This window comes from Pseudomonas fluorescens group sp. PF-69, assembly GCF_054481235.1.
The window spans coordinates 1-18883 of record NZ_JBTMNC010000002.1; the positions used below are offsets into that span (position 1 = coordinate 1).

The window sequence follows — 18883 nt, forward strand, 5'->3', positions numbered from 1 at the left end:
CGGTCTGCCCAAACTAGCTGGTCATTGACTGGTGAAAACGTCTTTTTTGCACGCTGCTACGTGAAATCCGAGCCCGGAATCCTCTGCTCAAAGTAAATATTTCAATCTCAAGCGCGTACTTTTCTGCCGTGGAAACCATAGCCGACTTTTTCAACAGAATCGGCCGATTTCTGCCTGTCGCCACCGGAGGCAGCCGACCCACTGCGGTCGTTCAATTCGGAAGTTACCTGCCTTCGTCTATGAGCGCTTGGCCCCCGTTGCGCGAACTACAGAGTGGTCAGGGCGGCGATGCCCATTACAGGCCGAATATACGAATGCAACCGCACTGACGACTGGGTTGGAAGAGCTTTGCTCACTACTTGTGGGGAGAGTCCATATACAATTGTTAAGCGTCCTCAATACGATGTATGTGTTTGTAGACTTTTTCCATTAATGGGAGGGCATCACCAATGCTGACTCTAAAATAGTTTGTTAGCGCTCGACTCAACATGGAGATGGCTTCTTGCCGCTCGTCGAACTCAATCTCTTCGTCGCCTTCGTCATTGGCATGCTTTAAAGCGTTCCTAACTAAATTTGCGTGCTTTATTAGCTCTTTCTCGGTAGTGGTGCTACCTAGGGCCTTGTGAGTTCTGACCATGAATCCCAGAGAGTTCTCTTTATCTGCTTTTAAAGCTATTTTCCCAAATATTTCTTCCGCCGCACCTGCCAGAGTGATTATCGAGATCAAATCTCCATCAGCAAGAAATAGCTCTATGGCTACTGCAAGCTGGCGACGAGCTACATCCATTTTATTTAGCTTCATGCCGACCTCTATACTGCCGATGACGCTTAACGTTTAGGTAAAGGGGCCGCGGAACGCGGTCCCAGTGAGCGTAGTGAGCGATTTATGCGCAACTGCCGTCAGGGAGCTTGAGCTGGAGGCTTGAATTAAACTCCACTGGTGTTGTTATGATGCATATGTCACTCAAGTCACCAACCTCTAGAAATATTGGCTTTGGCTCTTCAAGCTCAGTATCAATAAGCACCCTGTACTCTCGCTGGTGTTTAAAAAAACTTCGCTTTTGATAGCCAAAACGATCCTTGGGTAGATTGCCGCTGAATGTTTTCTCATCAAAGTAGTCGACAAGGCAAAGTGAGCCAGAATAACCAAGTGCCCTTACTGCTTTTTCAACTCTGGATTTAAATTCGGTTGCGTTTAGAACTACAACGCAGTGAGAGCCAAGTCCAAAACATGACTCATGTATTTGTAGTGTTGCCTTTAGGTCGCCTAGAGTTTCAGCGGTCACAGAATCATGGCCACGACTGTTTAATGAGTAAATGCAAAAAGCGTTTTTACGTAGGACTTCATTTGAGTGAATTGGAATAGGTGCGGCAATATCAGCACTGGGGATACTATGACCATTGATTGCGATTTGTATATTTTCTGGCTGGTGCCATGCAATTATTCCTTCGCATTCATCTCCTCTCAGCTCACCTGCTTCGTCTCGATGCTCTTTAAAAGCTCTGATTATATTCATGAAGAGCTTGCCCCTCATGAAATCATGAGCATGCGCAATATCGTCATAAATTTTTACATAAGCATAAATAGTGGCCATATCACTTTCCATATTGCGCATAATGTTTGGTTAAGGTGCGGGTTTTAGCCCGTCCCTAGTGAGCGAAGCGAACGGCTTGAACCATGGTCGCGGTAAACGCGACATCGCCCAGAGAGAAACACGACAGGGGTGACGGCAAGCTCTGCGGCCTTCTAGATTCGAAAGCAGCATCGGTGACGCTAACCATCTTCCATCACTATGTCCACCGTCCGCTCCTGGCCGATTTCTGCCTGTCGCACTGTCGCCACCGGCAGCTCTTTGCCGATCATGGTTACTAAGTGTTGGTTAAATCCGATGCACTCGGTGGTCAGATCGAATGCAAACGCCTGGTCAAGTGCAATGCAAACGAGTGGTCAGTACCGATGCAGTCAGGTGGTCAAGTGGAGTGCAATTTCGCAGCTACGAAATGTTCGACTTCGACATGGGGTACGAGTGGTTGGAAAAAACCGGGCGCCGGGGTAGCATGTCGGAACGGTCTTTTGCTCCTTCGCAGAAACCTAGAAACCCGCAAGCATTGCCGTGCTGCGGGTTTCGTCGTTTTCAGGCTTCCGGATCATCAGTGATCGATGGCAAATCAGGCAGCATGCCTTCCAAAGTCTCCTGAACTGGCGGGCTCTTGCCGTCACCAGATGGCAACTGAATATCTCCTGGTGCCATGACAGGCGCCTTCAACAGCTTGCCGGTTCCAAGGTCGCTTTGGTCTTCCGAGGACACAAGTACTCGAGCATTAAACCGTGCAAAGCGAATGTTTTCGCGGCTATCAGCCCAAGCGATCCTGCTGTTCACCACGTAAGCCAGTGCGCCGCCTCGATCACTGCCAAGCCGTATTGTCTGAATCCAAGCCTGCTCGATCAGTACCGACAAAGCTCGCTTTGTCGTGGCTGTAGAGGTCTCCATCAACTTGGCCAAGGTGGCTTGGCTGGCAATGAGGGCACCGCTCTTATCCATGTTGGCCACGAGTATGTGCAGCAGCTGGGCCGCACGTGGAGCGTGCGCAATCAGTTGCGCCCATGCTTCGTGGCCAGCACGTTCTGTCTGAACCCAAGTCCCGCGTGGTGCGGGTTGGTGTAGATTGCGGATTTCCTCAGACATTGACCCTCCTGTCAGATCGTCAAAAAGTGTTGTTTGCTATCTCTCAAACTTGTCAGATAGCGAGCAAGAATGAGCCAAGGGTAGCTCACGCTGTGCTCTATGGGTAGATCAAATTTGTTCGCTATCTGACAGACTTGTCGGATAGCGCGCAAAAAATGAGCTAGGGGTAGCTCATGTTGTGAGCTACGGGTAGCTCAAGGATGTTTGCTATCGAGCACCGATGAGCGAGGGTTAGCTCATCCACGGGGTAGCTCATTACGTGAGCTAGGTTAGGTCACAGCGTATGAGCGAGGTTGGTTCACAGTTGATGACCGAAGGTTCGCTCATAGGTTGAGCTATCTACTGCTCTGGAGGCCCCGTAAATCAAGGGGTTAGAAGTCCTGCCTCTTATGATCTCTAACTGTCGTCCTCTGCCCTGCTGTTAATCAGTCAAAGTCGCCTGCCGGCGGCGGCCACTCGTAAGCGCCTGACAGACTACGGCTTCGCCTTCGCTAGTCAGTCACTTCCGACCGGCTCAATTAACTGAGCTGTTGAACCTGATCACGGATTTTGAGAACGGTCGTGGTTGAACAACCTGCGTGACGGGCAGTTGCTCGAATGCCCAAATTTGCAGCCAGTAGCTCACCTACTCGCTTGTGCAGATCGGCATCAATGGGTCGGCCCTTATATGCGCCCGAATTTTTGGCTTTGGCAATTCCCTGGGCTTGCCGCTCACGGCGTTGTTGATAGTCCTTCCGAGCAATAGCCGCCATCATTTCGATCATCATGTTATTGATTGCTCCAAGCATGCGACTGGTGAATTCGTCGCCTTGGGTGACTCTCAACGCCAGGTGACTGGTTGGCAGATCGAGCGCGACGATGCAAAGTCCTTTTGCGTCGATAGTAGCCTTGAGCATGCGCCAATCAGGATCTTCCATGCGTGACAGCCGGTCGATGCTTTCAACCAGGAGCACGTCACCCTTGCGCGCATCCTTGAGCAAGCGAAGAAGCTCGGGCCTATTCGCTTCGGTGCCGCTGGCATTTTCTGTGTATGTGTTGGCAATGAGGTGACCATGTTCAGCTGCGAATTGTTCCAACGCAGCATTGGCCCGGTTCGCGTCTTGCTCGATGGTCGAGGCGCGCAGATAAGAACGGATGAACATGACGGGCTCTACTCCTTCGTATCATTTTGAGTGTTCATTTAATAGTGTATCAAATTGAACGTATCATTAATCGAAGTAAAACCCTGGCCTGTTTGCTTCTGACTGTCTCAGTTCATGTATGCCCTAAAGAAACATCTTCGATCTGATCCATATTGCCGTTCCACCGTTGCCCCTCGTCGTCGATCACGCTGACTCGTTCAGTGGCCAGGTCTACGGCGATGACATGGCCGATTCCGAATGAGGTGAGGTTGGTCTGAAATTCCACTGTTTTGCCAATCAAAGGATGTTGGTCGGTCTGTTCCATGTGGCTGTTCTCCATTCGAGGTGGCTTACTTGTTGCGGCGCCGATGAATCCGGTCCAGTGCCGGGAACGTGTCTCTTACTGCAGCAGTTTGGTCAGTGCATCGAGTGTGGTTTTGTCGGTCATGCGTCATGGTCCTTTTTCGTCATGGATTTGTTCTGCCAATACTGCAAGCGCACGGTGTCAGCCTCTTTGACAAAACGATCGATCATTTCTTCGGGCGCGCAGATCTGCGCATATGTCCAGCCTTCGGGAGCCTGGAGTAGATAGGCTGAGTAGATTTTGTCGCGGATAGCCAGAGCGCGTTGTTTCGTCAGGCCGTGCGCGTTGGCCACCGCCACGAGCTTCTTGCCCTCAACAAGGATTTCAAAGGCCACGTCGAGGCTGCGGCTGTGCATCTTTGAGTTACTGCGGATCCGCTCGAAGTCCCCGGGCGGTATCCGTAAGTCCTGGTCAACGGGACGGGTAGTCATTCTGCGGGTTTCCACTGGTCAGCGATTTGTTGCCGTGTTTTCTCCAGTTCCTCAGCGAGATAGACCTTCTCAGACTCCAAGGTTTTCACCTGTTCGGTCAGTACGGCGACTTGTTCTTTCAGCAGGTCGAGTTCCGTCGCTTTGCCGGGTGTCTTGGGCTTGACTTTGCCACCGCCGATCCTGAGCGCTTTGGTTGTTTTGAGTTGCGTGCGTACTTCGTTGCGTACGTTCAAGTCAGGATCAGCCTCGGCCCGCTGCACTACACCGGCGGCGGCGGCAGGGTCGAGACGTTCAAGGCGCGCCAGGTCGTTTACCACCGACACGTCAGCGGTTACACCGTTCTGTACCGCTGTGCGGGTCGCTCCCCCGGCCTCGATGGCATCTAGGTAAGACAGGCGTTCAGCCACCCAACTGACGCTCTTTTTCCACTCGTCAGCAACTGCCTGCAGGGTGCCTAATTCTTCCTTGTCAGCTTTCAGGGACAGGGCTATTTCGATCTGCATCAGCCCTTCGCGTTGGACATTCTCAGAGCGCTGAATCCGTTTGGCCTGGGCATCTGTGAGGTCGCGCACCACGGCTTCAAGCAAAAGACCTTTGAGTGCGCAAGACCGCAACCGCCGCTCGCCCGCGACCATCAGGTACTTGAAGCCGTTTTCAGGGTTTGGGTGAGGCCGGAGAACGGCAGCCTCGGCCTGTCCGTTCTGTTCAATGTCGTCGCCCAGCTCCATCAGAGATTCTTGTGTGAAACCTGGGTTGTCCTTGCCTCGGATTTGCGGCTTGCACTCAACCTCGCCGGGGCTGACTTTGATGATGCGTTCACCTTCCAGCACTGCCGTTTTTTGCTTCTGAAAGTCAGAAAGCTTTTTGACCGCACCCCCGAATGCATTGGGTTTCTTGGTTGTCATGACATAGCCCTCATTCAGCCCAAACTTTATCGAGCACGGCCTTACAGGCCCGTTTCATTTCCCGGCCAGCTTCGCGCTGACTGCCGCTGCGTGCCTTCCACCAGACCGGATTACCAGCGGCCAGCGACTTGTTGATACAAGGCCGGTAGATGATCTGCTCTGCAAACATGGCGCTGCCGTAGTTCTCGCGGAGGCCGGGGAGGGCGTCTATTTCCTCGGGCGAACGGCTGTTCACCAGGTTCGGCAAGTAACCCAAGAAACGCAGTTCAGGGTTGTACTGCTCTTGCACGGTTTCGATGGTGTTCATCAGCTTCGGGAGTCGAGCCAAAGTGAAGGCACTGATGTTGAACGGTGCCACTACGGCATGGGAGGCCGTCAAGGCTGCAACCATGCGACGTTGAAGGTTGGGCGGGGTGTCGATCATGCAGAGATCAAAGTCGTCGGTAAACCGGTCCAGCGCTGGCCGCAGATTGTGGATTACATCCAGAGCCATATCGTCCACGTCGAGCAGCGCTACGTCAGCCTCGATCAGCCAGATGTTGGGGCCGACCTGGCGTGGCAGCAGTCCATCATGCCCGCCATTAAACAGCTGGCTGGACATTAGATAGGGCGTATCATCGCCATCCTCGGCAGGGGCAAAAAACTGCGAAAGATCGCCCTCGTCGAGGTCAACGACCAGGACTCGTTTACCATCTTCTGCCGCGTACGAGGCTAGGTGAACCTCCAATGTGGTCTTACCTACGCCGCCCTTCTGATTCGCTACAGTTGTGATCTTCATCATGATCTCCGACTTGTCCGATAGTGGACCGTGATTCAAGTGTGCAGATGGTAAACCCGTTGGTCAACCCCTAAAAAGGGTTTACTTTGTTTTTCTCGCACGCAAGAAACCACAGATCGCAGTGATGCGTTCTCGCACGCGAGAATTCGTTTTTCGGCTGCTAGAATTCGCGCCACGTCGCTTTTGGTAGCGCGGGATCAGTTTCCTTGCGCGCTCCAGAGCTGGCCAGAGGGTTGATCGGGGCGGCTCCCGGTCAGCCCTTGCCCTCGACATCCCCCGTCCTTCCGTCCGCCTGAACTCCCCCCCACTGATTGAACAAAGACTATTTCTCACAGTCATACCCGCGATGAAGGCTCTATTACGGGCCTTCCTTATTGCACGACATGAGGCCGACACACTGGCTTCAAGGGATAGATCGTGAAACGCCTTATTTCTCAATCACTTATCAATGCTCATCAGTGCGCAGGTTCATTCCTGGGGCATTCGCTCGTCCGTTCTTTCGATGGGATCCAAAAAACACGCCACGAAATGTTGATTTCGTGAAATGAAATGATTATAGTGAGCCACGAAACATGCAAAATGTTAAACAAAACACAAAAGAGGAAGAAAATGCGAGGTGGGATCTAGAAGAAAAATGTCAGGGACTCCAGTATCCGCTCTGTTTTTAGCACTGAGCTATCCAGAGGAAATGATGCAATCCCTAGACAAAAAAGAACTGGCAGTTTTCGCCAACGCCCAGCCGGATTACCGAGTTCATTTGCAAGAGCGCTATTTGGACGATGTGCGCAAGTGGGCACTCATCATCGAAAGTCCGTCAACTGGACAAGTGTATTCCGTTGTAACTGCGTTAGGGATGACCAGACTTTTTAAGAATGCCGATACCGCCATCGACTTTATAAAAGAGACCTGCCCTAACAACCCGAACAAAGAAATAACCATAACGTACGGGGATTCCCCGTCATGACTATCAAGAGGCAAGGATATGCAACTCGAAACTGGAAAATCGACTTTCCGTAAGTCAGAAACCATTAACAAACAATCCTGGGTAACAAAGCTTCAACAAAGCAACACCGTAACAACCCTCCGCAATATCTTCATTCCGAAACACGGAATGAACCACGCGGCCCTGATGCGTAAAGACTGGACTGCCAAGGCAGAAAAGATCGTCGTCTTCGGGTCGCTGTTCTCCCTGAGCCTTCTCCCTGAGTTTGCCAACGCGGCGCTGGACATGAGTTCGGTCAAGAACCTGCTCAAAGACATTGTTAGCTTCCTGATCTTCGACATTGGTTACTATCTGGGCATCCTCGCCATCGTGGTGCAGGGCTTCCGGGCCAAGTCGGGCCGTGTCGAGTGGGCAACCTTCGGTTGGACTGTCGCCGGTGTGTTCCTGGTGTTCTTCGCTCCGAATATCGTCGCCGAGATCAAGTCCGGCGCAGCAAACTCACTGCAATGAGTGCGGTCGAGCACGCACCCGATGAGGGTGAGGTGCTCGTCTTAGCGATGGCTCGGCCATCTATGGTCGGCGCCTTCACGCTATCGAGCATTCTTATCAGCATCTTTGGGCCGCTCATAACAGCATTGGTAATTCGCTCGTTATGGCCGGTTGGGGCAATACCACTACTGTTTGGCTTTTCGTATTACATCTGCAGCAAAGACGTTTACTTGTTTGGCGTCCTGCAATCTGCATTTCGTTTACGGGCCTCTCGGAATAGGAACGTGTGGGGGTATCGGAGTTATGCGCCTCGTTGATAAAGCGTTTAAGAAATTGACGCGCAATCTCGACTTGTCGCTTGGCGTTCAACAGCCAGCAGGATCCGAACAGGATCTGCTGGAGTTGGAAGTCAGCGAAATGGTGCCGTATGATTATCACTACGATGGTCAAATGGTGATGACCAAGGAAAGCGCGTTAGTGCAAGTTATCAAGATTGATGGCTTGCTCTTTGATTCGTTGACCGATGAACAGGTCAAACAGTTTGAAGTTCGCCGTAACACGCTGCTGCGTACTATCGCGTCCAGTAACTTGGGCCTGTATGTGCATACCGTGCGCCGCAAGGTCACCGATTTCCCGGAAGGCGAGGGCGGTACCTGGTTCTCCAAGCAACTCAACGCAGCTTGGCGTGCCCGGTATCAACATAAAGGGTTCTACGTCAACGAGATCTATATCTCGCTGGTTCGCAACCGTTTCCGGTCTGGTGTTCCAGGGCTGATGGATCGCGGCATTGCGCTTATTACAGGGACAAGCCCGACTAAGCAGGATGCTGAGTCCTACGACGATATGGCTGACGATCTCTACAAGGCGGCGAATTTGCTGCTGGGTGGTTTGTCCGAGTACGGCGCGACCCGCCTGAAAGTGCAGCGGCACCCTGTATCCGATTCGCACATGATCGACCGTGACCGGGTGTACGACGCTGTGCGCCGGTTTCGTTGGAGCTGGGCGGATTTCAAAGAGCACAACGGCGATCACCAGGAATACCCTTCTGAGGTCGTGAATGACTACCTGGGGGAAGAATTCTCTGAACTCAGTACGTTCTTCAACTACCTGATCAACCTTGAGGATCGCAAGATCCCCCTGAGCGATCAGAAGCTCTGCGAAACGTTGCCATACGCGCGCCTTAACTTTCGCGTGCTGGCAACCATGTGCGAAGTACGCGGCAGCACCAGTTCCCGTATCGGTGCGATGTTGAGCATGGCTGAATGGCCGCGCAGAACCCCGTCGCGGATGATGAACAAGTTCCTGCAGCAGCCGGTGGAATACATCATCACGCAATCGTTCTTCTTCTCTAACCGAATTGAAGCTGAATCGGCTATGACGCAAGAACAGCGGCGCCTGACTGTCTCGGACACCCACGGCATTGCCGACGATGACAGCAAGGAACTGACTGAGGGTATCCGGGCGTTGCGCCGTGGTGATGCTGTCAACGGCCTGCACCACTTGACCATCTTTGTGCATGTGCCGTCTCTGCCTATGGACTCGGATGAGAACCGCAAGCAAAACACCAAGGAACTCGATAAGGCCGTGGGCCTGGTGGAAAACTGCTTTGTTGATCTGAACGTCAAATCGGTGCGCGAGTGGATGGGGTTGGAAACCTTCTACTGGTCCCAGCTGCCTGGCCAAGCACAAAACCTGATTGGCCGTCGCGGCAAGATCAAGTCGAGCAACTTCGCGGGGTTTGCTTCGCTGCACAATTTCGCCAAGGGCCGCCGAGACGGCAACTTGTGGGGGCCAGCTGTTACCGTTTTTGAAACCGAAAGCGGCACCTCCTACAACTTCAACTTCCACCGTGAGCTGGAAGGGATGGTTGCAGGACACATGGCTATGGCTGCTGATACTGGTTCGGGTAAGACGACAGTGCTCAGTTTTCTCGTCAGTGAGGCTGACAAAGCAAAGCCGCGAGTCTTTTGGTTCGATAACAGGTTTGGTGCCAAGGTGTTCATGGCGGCTATGGGGGGCGTGCATACCACGCTTTCCCCTCATAGCGGCATGAACTGGAACCCCTTCAAACTGCCAGACACCGCTGAAAACCGTGCGTTCCTGGTGGATCTGCAGGTACTGATGCGTCAGTGCTACGCATCAACCCCTACGTCCGCTGATGACATCAAGCGCTTCAAGGCTCTGGTGGACGAAAACTACAACCTGCCGTTCGAGGATCGCCGGTTCCGCAACGTAGTGTGGACGTATGGCCAGGGTGAACTGGCCGATGTTATGGCCATCTGGCACGGCGCCAAGGGTGTCACCGGCGCGAATGCCGGTGTCTTCGACAACGTGAATGACTCTATCGACCTGAACAAGTCGCGGCATTACTGCTTTGAAATGATGGAACTGCTCAAGGGCGGTGAGGCGCGGCCAGAACTTCCGGTCGTGTTGAGCTACCCGCTGCATCGCATCGAGCAAGCAATGGATGGCACGCCTTTCATCCTGGTACTGGAGGAAGGGCAAAACCTGGTGAAGAACGAGTATTGGAAGAAGCGAATCGACAACTTCATCATGCAGATCCGTCGCAAAAACGGCCTGATTATCTTTGTCACGCCTGATGCGAAGTACTTCCGCAGTGAAACCGACTCAATCGACAAACAGAGTGCCACCAAGGTCTATCTGTCGAACGACGCGGCTACTGATGAGGATCATCAAAACCTGACCGCCGCTGAACTCAAGTGGATCCGCGAAATCGGCCAGGGCTCCCGCAAGTTCCTTATCCGTCGCGGCAAAGAGTCGATCAGGGTTGTATTCGATCTGACCTCGAAGGATGACCGAGCCGATCTGTCCGACTTCATCCCCGTGCTGTCCTCGAACGATGTTGGTGTGGCTCTGATGGAGTCGATCATCAAGCGCCTGGGCTCTGACGATCCAGAGCAATGGGTGCCGGTCTTCATGGCCGAAGCCAAAGCCAAAAACACTCACAACTTGAAGGCGGTCAAATGATGACGACTATCAAAAAGCTGAGCCTCGTTACGGCGGTGGTCATGGCTATTAGCGGCCAAGCACACGCTACCGGCGTTCCAACTGGTGACGCCGGCACCTGGCTCGCATTGGCCAACGAATACGCTCTTCTGAAGCAGCAGTTCGATACGTTGAAACAGTCCTATGAGACGCAAAACCGCACCCTGGAAAGCCTCAAGGGCTCGTATGGTCGCGGCGCTATCGGCCTGAATGACGCCATCAACTCGGCCTCGGTCGTGCCTGGGTCATGGCAGGAAGTCGTTTCTCGTCAAGGCTCCGGCGCTTATGGCAGCAAGCAGTCGTATTACGAACAGCTGATCAACACCCTGCCGCAGGAACTGTTCAACAACCCGCAGGGCCAACGGGCTCAGGGTTATCAGCTCAGCTCTAACGCCGTTCGCGCTGCAATGTCTGGTGGTGACGCCCTTTACAGCGAGGTGCAAGTCCACCTGAACAACCTGGCCACGCTCTCGGCACAAGTCGATCACACCGCCAACGCCAAGGATGCCGCAGATCTACAAAACCGTATTGCCGCTGAGAACGGCATGTTGTCCTCGGCTCAGTCGAAGCTGGCAGCGTTGAACATGAACCTGCAAGCGAACCTGAACAACGCCGAAAACCAGGCAACGGCGGATAACGAAAAATTCTTCAAGTGGAAAGAACAGTAATTCTCGCGTGCGAGAAAAGGAGTAACCCCATGAAAGCATTTGTCTTCATCTTCAAAGTCGTCACCCTCCCGATCTGGCTGCCGCTGTGGGTGGTATTCAAGCTCTGGAAAGTGGTGCTGCTGGCCGTGGTGGTCAGTGCGGCCTCGGGCTGTGTCACCAACACCGGCAAGATTGATAAGTCGCCTTGCGCTTGCCAGTTCACCCCGTTTGTCACTGCTGACCAGGAGCGCACCAATGCCTAAATTCAAACTGCATCACGTCCTCTCGGTAGTCGTTGGCGTGGTCGTTGTGGGTAGCTTGGTTTACATCAACACCGCGTCGTACTTCTCGACTGAACCAGTCGAACCGGGCACCCCAACGGCACCGATCAGCGTCGGGAAAAACCCGCTGTTGAGCGCAACTAAGCGCGATGTTGGCAATTGGTTCCCGGGCACTTGCTTCGCTGAGATCTACATGAAGTCATCGTCCTACGGCGGTTCGCTGGTTCAAGGCTGCATCGAGCAGACCTCCAGAGAGATCAAGGCACAAACCGGTGTGCAGTTGAGTGCCAGTGATTTCCGCGACCCCGGAGTGCTCTCCCACTTCAAGGGTGTGTACGGAGCATCGAACCCATGGCGCAGCTGACCCTTGAAGGCTTAATCGGTGCCACTGACGAAGTGACAACAAGCTTCGTCGGCCAGGTGTTTCCCGACTTGGCGGAACTGATCTCGCCAATCGTGTATCTGGTCGCCGTTGCTTACTGGGTGGTTTTGGGGTTCACGATCTACAACGGCCAGGCCGTCAAGTATTGGGATCTGGCGCAAAGGATGTTCCTCACTGGAATGGTGTTCCTTACGCTGAATTGGTCTTCTGGTGGGCTTGCGTTCTACCAGGCATGGGGCGGTGCTACAGAGTCCATTGCCGCGAAGATCATGAGCGGTGGCGTTAGCTCCACGTCGATGCTCGACGCCTTATATGTAAATGTCGGGAAAGTAGCCAGCGTTCTGATGAACGTCAGTTGGCGGCAGTTTGCAATGATCATGATGGGCTACGGCTTATTCGTTATTAACTGCATTCTGTTCGTGGTCGCCGTGCTGAATATGTTGATTGCCAAGTTCGGCGCAGCTATCAGCATGTCGATTCTGCCGATCCTGGTCGCCTTTTTCTTCTTTCCACAAACGCGGGGGTGGGGAATGAATTGGCTAAGCAAGATGTTGAATTTCTCGCTTATCTACATTCTGTCCATCGCTATTATCCGGTTCGGTTATTCCGTATTCGGAGACGCCATTAACGAAGTCGCTCAAACCGCGACCATCAGTGATGCGGCTCTGATGACTGCCCAACAGTACGGCACATTATTGATCGTGGAAGGGGTCTTGATTATCTGCATGTTGCAAGTTCGCGGTTGGGCCGCTGCGTTGTCCTCTGGTGCAACCGTAGGGGGCTCATCGCTGGTGATGATGGCTGTTAGAACTTTGGGAGTGAAAATGTAATGGACAAGACATTTAAAAATGATGAAGCCTTGCGCCGCAGTGCATTGCGCGAACAGCAGAAGGTCAAACAGGAACGTAATCGCTCCCTTTTCCTGAACGGTGCGCAGGCGATTTCAATTGTTGGGCTGGCATTTGCGGTCTACGTCCTGTCGGATCTTCACACCGTGATTCCCGTGGTCGCGACGGTTGGTGCAGATGGCGAAGTGTTGAAAATGCGTGTCATTGACAAAGATAACGTCTCGTCCGAAGAAGCACTGATTGAGTCTGACCTGTACGCTTTTGTGAATGCGTGCAACACCTTCGACCCGCGCAGACGGCAAGTGCTTTCCAACACCTGCCACCTGTATTCGACGCCTGAGGTTGCTCGCGAGTACGAGCACGATATCAGCCCCGACAATCCCAAGAATCCTTACTCCTTGTTGGGGGATAAAGAGTGGATTGAGGCCGAAGCATACGGTATCAATAAAGTAGGCGATGTTTATCAAGTCTCGTTTACTTCGTACTTCCATCAGTCTGGTAAAGATGACCCAATCCCAACCAACTACACAGCAAACGTGAAAATAGCGCACACATTGGTGCCGCGTAAGCTCGGTGATCGCTGGGTTAACCCGCTTGGAACTGTGATTACTCTCTATCGTAAAAGTGAAGAACTGAGCCGCCGGTAATTCACTCAATTCAAGGAAACTGAAACCATGAAAAAACATTGCATTTTTCCGACCGCTATCGCCCTGAGTTTGTGTTTTTTGGGTGGAGTTGCACACGCAGCTAAGTTGCCAACCCCACTTATGACCGATAATCGGGTTAAACAAGTTCCTTATGATCCGAACCAAGTCTACGAACTGGTTGGCTCTTATAACTATCAAACTTCGATCGAATTCGAGGCTGATGAAATGGTGAAGGTGGTTGCCTTGGGCGACACTATCGCCTGGCAAACCATCCCGTTCCGCAATCGGGTGTTCATTAAGCCGGTCGAGGATAATGCGGATACCAACATGACCATTATCACCAGCAAACGCACCTACTACTTCCAACTCAGTAGCACCAAGAAACGCACCGGTCAGTCGTACCTGGTGCGCTTTATCTATCCAAGTAGCCGCTTGTCCTCTTTCACAGAGGTCAAGAGCCCTGAACCTGCGCCAGTGGTCAGCACCGGCACGCCAGGCTCTCCGAACATAAACTACGGCTATGCGGGTGACAAGAACGCCATTGGCCTGCAGTCGGTCATGGACGATGGGCAGTTCACCAAGTTCCTGCTCAAGAAAGGGGCCGACATGCCGCAGTTCTATCGCGTGTTGCCCGATGGCACTGAGGCCATGGTCAACAAGCGCCGTGAGGGTGATTACGTGGTCGTAGAGCGCCTGGACAGCATGTTTGTCCTGCGTGACGGCAACGCCCATGTCTGTGTGGAAAACCTGGCGAACCCATACAAGCGCACCGTTACTCGGGGCGCTCGTGATGGCGGGGGGGCGTGAGCATGAAAAATGATGAAAACAAACCCGTTCCGGAGAAATCCCGCGAGGACGAACTTCGTGAGTGGAACGAATCGCAGTCGAACTCGATGCTCAAGGCAAAGCCTGGTTCAAACAAGGTTTCCGGCATCGCTATGGCGGTCACGGCGGTTGCTCTTTGTGGGTTCGTCTACTGGTTGAAACACAGTGATGAACCTGCTGCAGGGAGCGCCCTTGGCAATGACGCGATCACCGCTGCACAACCGCGTCGTGTACAGGATCCGACCCCCAAGCGCCAGGCGGCGCAGGTCGCTCCTGTCAGCAATGACGGCAGCGCTGAACCCGCTGATACGCCGCGCACGGTGGTAGATCGCCAAGATCAAGCCGGTATGAGCGAAGCCGAGAAGCGTCGGCAAGCCATTGAGCTGCAGCGTGAGCTTGAAGAACAAAAGATGCAGGCCGCACGTCAACGGTCGGCCATCTTCGCCAGTGCGAAAGAAGACGGCTTCAAGGAGGAAGCGGAGGGGCAGAAGGGTGGGTTTGGGTCTTTGGGGGGAGGGGGCGATAGAAACGCGCCTGCTTCGTCGAATGCGAACAGCGCTTACGCCGCCTCGACCTTTACCGATGGGGTTGCGGTATCCAAGGTGCGCAAGATGGAAAACCTGGAATACAAGGTTCTGCAGGGCGCTGTCATCGAGGCTGTGTTGCAGCCCCGCGCCCAAAGCCAGTTGCCGGGGCAGATCTGCGTAGACATTCAACAGGACGTTTACGCGGCGGTCGGTCGCCGGGTTCTGATTCCGTGGGGCTCGACGGTTTGCGGCAGCTACAACGCCAGTCTTCGCCCTGGTCAAGAACGGTTGTTCACCATCTGGAATTGGTTGCGTACGCCGAACCTGCCGGGACGCCCAGCAATGGAGATCGCGATCAACAGCGCGGGCTCAGACCAGTTGGGCACCGCTGGCCAAGGTGGCGTAGTCGATAACCATTGGGGGCAAATCTTCGGTGTTGCTGCAGCGGTTTCGATCATCGGCGCCGGTGCCTCGAATACCGGCGTGTCGTCCGGCGATCAGGAAAACTCGGCGTCACGCTATCGCACGGAAGTACAGGAAGCCGCGTCTGAGTCAGCCCAAACGATCCTGGGTCGCTACGCCAGTATCCAACCGACTTTGACCGTGCCACATGGCTCGCGTGTGGTGATTTACCTACAGCGCGATTTGGATTTCACCTCGCAGTTCGAGGCCGAGATCGAGCACGCCAAGAGTGGCGGCGTCACCTTTATCCAGTGAGGAAGCGGTATGTCTGAGATTGCATCGTTCCGCGCCAAGCTGAAAAACCTGGTCACGCTTCTGGACGATCCAGAAGTGACCGAAATTGCGATCAATGGCCCTGGCAATGTCTGGGCCGGGTATCGCGGCAGTCGGTTCATGAAGCCGGTGCAGATCGAGGGGGTAACAACTGGATTGATTACCTCGCTCGGTGAGGTGATCGCTGCTCATACCGGTCAACAGGTTGACTCGTATACGCCGATCCTGTCGGGCCGTATTCCGATCAACCTCGCCGAAGGTGTGCCAGACAACCAGCGCGGTGATTACCGCGTGCAGGTTGTCTTGGCGCCTGCGGTCGAACAGCACATTGGCGGCATCGTCTGTATCCGTAAGCCCGGTATCAAACAAATCACCCTGGACGAATACCAGGACACCGGGGCTTTCGAGCATATCAACGAGCCTCGGTTGCACAGTGATTATTCCGACGATCACCTGATAGCGCTGTACCGCGCTAAGCGCTGGAAAGAGTTCTTCATCGGGATCATGAAAGCCCGCAAGAACATCATGATTTCAGCCGGGACCAACGCGGGTAAAACCACCTGGCTCAACGGGATGTTGGAGCACATTGATCCGCATGAACGTCTCGTCACCATTGAAGATACCCGCGAGATCCGCACGCCCAACAAGAACGTGGTTCACCTGATCTATTCACGCGGCGGTCAAGGTCGCGCCAAGGTCACACCGTTTGACCTGCTTGAGTCGATCCTTCGATTGACCCCCGACCGGGCAATTATGGGCGAGATCCGCGGCGGCGAAGCCTTCCCGTTTTTGGAGCTGCTGAACACCGGTCACAGCGGTTCGCTTTCCTCGATTCACTCGGACTCGCCGGACATGATGTTCGACCGCTTAGCGTCAATGGCTGCGCGTGGCGGCGCCGAAATGAACAAGTCGCAACTGATCGAATACTCGCGGCAACTGATCGATGTCGTCATTCAGTGGGAGTACGGCTTTGATGGCCGTCGCTACATCTCGGAGGTTCAATATGCAAAAGCTGCCTAAGTTCGCGGTAACGCTGTTGGCACTGGCCTGCACTCTCGGCCAGGCCTGGGCCGATGAACAAGCCCCGGTGCCATTCTCTGAGCTGGCCGCTAAGTGCGCGCCTGCCGTGCATCCGCAGACCCTAAAGTCATTGATTGGCAATGAATCAACCTACAACCCCTACGCGATTGGGGTTGTCGATGGCCGATTGGAGCGTCAGCCCCAGTCGTTGCGTGAGGCGGTGGCCACCGCCGAACGGTTGGAGCGCGAAGGCTTCCGTTTCTCGGTTGGTATTGGCCAGCTCCTGGTGACGAACATGCGCGCTCTTGGCCTGAGCTATGCCCAAGCGTTCGAGCCCTGCCGCAACCTGCAGGCGATTAGCGAGCTGATGGTCAAGAACTACACCAAGGCGCTGACGGCAAATCCGAACCCACAAGAAGCCCTGCGAGACTCGCTGTCGATGTACTACAGCGGGAACCCTGTACGTGGTTATCAGCCGGACAAAGAGGGCGATCTGTCCTATGTGCAGAAAGTTGTGGTCGGTGCCCTGAATCCTTCGAGTGCTGATCCGATTGTGCCTGCTGTGGAGGCCACTGCAGGCGATGAGGCGATACCCGTAGCGGTTGCATCACCAGGGGCACGAAAAGCGCCTGCGCGCGCTCGTACGGCTTCGGCAAAACAGAGTGACCCATGGGTGATTGTGACCGACGAAAACGGCCAGGCCCCGCAACCCGCCCAACTGGCGGCGATGCAACCGACGAGCCCTGACCAACCGAAAGCCCCTGAACAGCCAAGGATTCAAGTTGCGTTGGACACTGGCGACGCCGCGCCGGTTGAACAGTTCAAACGCTTCGCTGATCCCAAACCAGCCGCCGCGCCTGCATCCGCCCAAGGGCAAACGCAAGCCGAGCCATCTTTCGTACAGATCATCAATTGAATTTCTCGCACGCGAGAAAAGGGGGATTTATGCAAAAACTTCTATCCGCTCTTTTGCTGGGAGCGTTATTGCTGTCAGGCACAGCCGCTGCTGATGAACCGGTCCAACCGCCCTATGGCCAGGACAGCAACCCCGACGCTTGCGGTGCTGTGCTCTGCCTGCTGGGTATGACCCGCGATGGTGACTGCGACAAGTACATCCAGAAATATTTCAGCACCAAGCGCTACAGGAACGGCCATTTCAGCCCTTCGCGCACGAAAGACGCACGGGGGCGGGCTGTTGAGTCCTGCAAGGACGATGAAGGCTTGACTAAAAAGGCCAACGATATTTGGGGGCCTGTAGAAAATGGCTTCTAAGGCATTCAAACCGTTGGTATTGGTGTTGGCACTGGTCGCCGGGGGCAGCGTGCAAACGCTGGCCCTGGCCGCTGACAACGAGGGTGACGGGAGCCGTCGTATCGAGGTCGGTTTCTCGCCCGAGGGCTCGGCACAGAAACTAGTCCTGCGCACCATTGACGCGGCAACCCGCTCTATCCGTGTTGCCGCGTACGTGCTCACCAGTCCTGACGTAACCCGTGCGCTGATCGCCGCGAAACAACGTGGTGTTGACGTGGCAGTAATCGCGGACTATCGCAGCAACCTCGAAGACCAGCGCTCAGGCGCTGGTCGTCATGCACTGACACTTCTGGCGAAAGCTGGTATCCCGACCCGCACGATCAAGGCGTACCCGATTCATCACGACAAGTTCATCGTCGTCGATGGGATGGCGGTAGAAACAGGCAGCTTCAACTTCACCGCAGCAGCGGCCAAGGGCAACAGCGAAAACGCCCTGGTGGTCTGGAATGATCCGGCACTCGCGGAAACCTACCTAATCCATTGGCAAAGCCGCTGGGATCAAGGTCAAGCCTTCAAGGCAAAATACTGAGAGAGGGATTGCACACATGGAAAAGCAAGACGTTACGGGCATGAGTGGGAAGAGTGACACGCCCGCCATCAAGAAGGCCGAGGACGGAAAAACATACGAGGGCAAGATCGTCTCGTTTGCACCGAATAAGGTGGTTCAAGCGGTAACCGATGGTCAGCAAACCTATCTTGTTGAGCATGATCGATTCAAGCTCAGCGGTGCCAAGTCCGGCCTTATCGAACAAGGCAAGGATTTGTCTATTCGGTATGCCTATGCCGGGGTGGTAGTGGTCAAAGATAAAGCTCTGGAGCGGAAAGTACCGGAGCATCAGCCAACGGGTTTTGGCGGCGCAGGCCGCTTCTAGGGGGGGCCGCAGAATTCGGGAAAAATCGTACGCAAAGCCGACTTTGCTGAAGCGTGTTCATTCC

24 protein-coding genes are annotated in these 18883 nt (G+C 54.1%); 16 read left to right on the forward strand and 8 right to left on the reverse strand.

What is annotated here, in order from left to right; all coding sequences use genetic code 11:
- Positions 1–385: 385 nt before the first annotated feature.
- The 8 genes from ACX3YF_RS31095 to ACX3YF_RS31130 all read right to left on the reverse strand — a co-directional run bounded on the left by ACX3YF_RS31095 (position 386) and on the right by ACX3YF_RS31130 (position 6286).
- On the reverse strand, positions 386–802 hold the full coding sequence (locus ACX3YF_RS31095) for a hypothetical protein (protein WP_458974881.1): 417 nt from the start codon (positions 800–802) through the stop codon (positions 386–388).
- An 82-nt stretch (positions 803–884) separates the two neighbouring features.
- A complete protein-coding gene (locus ACX3YF_RS31100) occupies positions 885–1595 on the reverse strand; it encodes a hypothetical protein (RefSeq protein WP_458974882.1) in 711 nt (236 codons plus the stop codon).
- 540 nt (positions 1596–2135) lie between these two features.
- Positions 2136–2687: a helix-turn-helix domain-containing protein gene (locus ACX3YF_RS31105; RefSeq protein WP_086799825.1), complete on the reverse strand. Its 552-nt coding sequence runs from the start codon at positions 2685–2687 to the stop codon at positions 2136–2138.
- 518 nt (positions 2688–3205) lie between these two features.
- The gene (locus ACX3YF_RS31110; protein WP_458974883.1) at positions 3206–3829 is read right to left on the reverse strand and encodes a recombinase family protein; all 624 of its coding nucleotides are present in this window, start codon (positions 3827–3829) and stop codon (positions 3206–3208) included.
- A gap of 112 nt (positions 3830–3941) precedes the next feature.
- Entirely contained in the window at positions 3942–4133 is a 192-nt protein-coding gene (locus ACX3YF_RS31115) for a hypothetical protein (RefSeq protein WP_177029810.1), read from the reverse strand.
- Between the two features lie 119 nt (positions 4134–4252).
- On the reverse strand, positions 4253–4603 hold the full coding sequence (locus ACX3YF_RS31120; RefSeq protein WP_122388816.1) for a TrfB-related DNA-binding protein: 351 nt from the start codon (positions 4601–4603) through the stop codon (positions 4253–4255).
- Positions 4600–5508, reverse strand: a complete 909-nt coding sequence (locus ACX3YF_RS31125) for a ParB/RepB/Spo0J family partition protein (protein ID WP_122388817.1) — start codon at positions 5506–5508, stop codon at positions 4600–4602. The genes ACX3YF_RS31120 and ACX3YF_RS31125 overlap by 4 nt, the downstream gene beginning before the upstream one ends.
- A gap of 10 nt (positions 5509–5518) precedes the next feature.
- Positions 5519–6286 carry a ParA family protein gene (locus ACX3YF_RS31130; RefSeq protein ID WP_122388818.1) on the reverse strand — a complete coding sequence of 256 codons (768 nt, stop codon included), beginning with the start codon at positions 6284–6286 and terminating at the stop codon, positions 5519–5521.
- Positions 6287–6920: 634 nt separating this feature from the next.
- On the opposite strand from ACX3YF_RS31130, the gene ACX3YF_RS31135 reads away from it, so the two are divergent.
- From ACX3YF_RS31135 to ACX3YF_RS31210, 16 genes are read left to right on the forward strand one after another with little or no spacing between them, the layout of a single operon-like run.
- The gene (locus ACX3YF_RS31135; protein ID WP_218168420.1) at positions 6921–7250 is read left to right on the forward strand and encodes a hypothetical protein; all 330 of its coding nucleotides are present in this window, start codon (positions 6921–6923) and stop codon (positions 7248–7250) included.
- Positions 7251–7268: 18 nt separating this feature from the next.
- Positions 7269–7739 (forward strand): TrbC/VirB2 family protein, encoded by a 471-nt coding sequence (locus ACX3YF_RS31140; protein WP_177029811.1) that lies wholly within the window; start codon positions 7269–7271, stop codon positions 7737–7739.
- Entirely contained in the window at positions 7736–8035 is a 300-nt protein-coding gene (locus ACX3YF_RS31145; RefSeq protein WP_177029812.1) for a VirB3 family type IV secretion system protein, read from the forward strand. The genes ACX3YF_RS31140 and ACX3YF_RS31145 overlap by 4 nt, the downstream gene beginning before the upstream one ends.
- Complete coding sequence (locus tag ACX3YF_RS31150) at positions 8022–10706, forward strand: VirB4 family type IV secretion/conjugal transfer ATPase (protein WP_458974884.1); 2685 nt, start codon at positions 8022–8024, stop codon at positions 10704–10706. The genes ACX3YF_RS31145 and ACX3YF_RS31150 overlap by 14 nt, the downstream gene beginning before the upstream one ends.
- Positions 10640–11392, forward strand: coding sequence for a TrbJ/VirB5 family protein (locus ACX3YF_RS31155; protein ID WP_458974885.1), 753 nt, complete (start codon positions 10640–10642; stop codon positions 11390–11392). The genes ACX3YF_RS31150 and ACX3YF_RS31155 overlap by 67 nt, the downstream gene beginning before the upstream one ends.
- Before the next feature lie 29 nt (positions 11393–11421).
- Positions 11422–11634, forward strand: coding sequence for a hypothetical protein (locus tag ACX3YF_RS31160; protein ID WP_177029813.1), 213 nt, complete (start codon positions 11422–11424; stop codon positions 11632–11634).
- Positions 11627–12016 (forward strand): hypothetical protein, encoded by a 390-nt coding sequence (locus ACX3YF_RS31165; RefSeq protein WP_177029814.1) that lies wholly within the window; start codon positions 11627–11629, stop codon positions 12014–12016. The genes ACX3YF_RS31160 and ACX3YF_RS31165 overlap by 8 nt, the downstream gene beginning before the upstream one ends.
- Positions 12004–12864 (forward strand): TrbL/VirB6 family protein, encoded by an 861-nt coding sequence (locus ACX3YF_RS31170; RefSeq protein ID WP_177029815.1) that lies wholly within the window; start codon positions 12004–12006, stop codon positions 12862–12864. Before ACX3YF_RS31165 ends, ACX3YF_RS31170 begins: the two co-directional genes overlap by 13 nt.
- Positions 12864–13529 (forward strand): VirB8 family type IV secretion system protein, encoded by a 666-nt coding sequence (locus ACX3YF_RS31175; protein ID WP_177029816.1) that lies wholly within the window; start codon positions 12864–12866, stop codon positions 13527–13529. Before ACX3YF_RS31170 ends, ACX3YF_RS31175 begins: the two co-directional genes overlap by 1 nt.
- Positions 13530–13556: 27 nt before the next feature.
- Positions 13557–14336, forward strand: coding sequence for a TrbG/VirB9 family P-type conjugative transfer protein (locus ACX3YF_RS31180; RefSeq protein ID WP_177029817.1), 780 nt, complete (start codon positions 13557–13559; stop codon positions 14334–14336).
- A 2-nt stretch (positions 14337–14338) separates the two neighbouring features.
- On the forward strand, positions 14339–15598 hold the full coding sequence (locus ACX3YF_RS31185) for a TrbI/VirB10 family protein (protein ID WP_458974886.1): 1260 nt from the start codon (positions 14339–14341) through the stop codon (positions 15596–15598).
- 9 nt (positions 15599–15607) lie between these two features.
- A complete protein-coding gene (virB11, locus tag ACX3YF_RS31190; RefSeq protein ID WP_177029819.1) occupies positions 15608–16636 on the forward strand; it encodes a P-type DNA transfer ATPase VirB11 in 1029 nt (342 codons plus the stop codon).
- Positions 16590–17552 carry a lytic transglycosylase domain-containing protein gene (locus tag ACX3YF_RS31195; protein WP_454864207.1) on the forward strand — a complete coding sequence of 321 codons (963 nt, stop codon included), beginning with the start codon at positions 16590–16592 and terminating at the stop codon, positions 17550–17552. The genes virB11 and ACX3YF_RS31195 overlap by 47 nt, the downstream gene beginning before the upstream one ends.
- A 29-nt stretch (positions 17553–17581) precedes the next feature.
- Entirely contained in the window at positions 17582–17908 is a 327-nt protein-coding gene (locus ACX3YF_RS31200; RefSeq protein ID WP_177029820.1) for a TrbM/KikA/MpfK family conjugal transfer protein, read from the forward strand.
- A complete protein-coding gene (locus ACX3YF_RS31205; RefSeq protein ID WP_177029821.1) occupies positions 17898–18476 on the forward strand; it encodes a phospholipase D family nuclease in 579 nt (192 codons plus the stop codon). The genes ACX3YF_RS31200 and ACX3YF_RS31205 overlap by 11 nt, the downstream gene beginning before the upstream one ends.
- A gap of 16 nt (positions 18477–18492) precedes the next feature.
- Positions 18493–18819 carry a KfrB domain-containing protein gene (locus tag ACX3YF_RS31210; RefSeq protein WP_177029822.1) on the forward strand — a complete coding sequence of 109 codons (327 nt, stop codon included), beginning with the start codon at positions 18493–18495 and terminating at the stop codon, positions 18817–18819.
- Positions 18820–18883 lie beyond the last annotated feature (64 nt).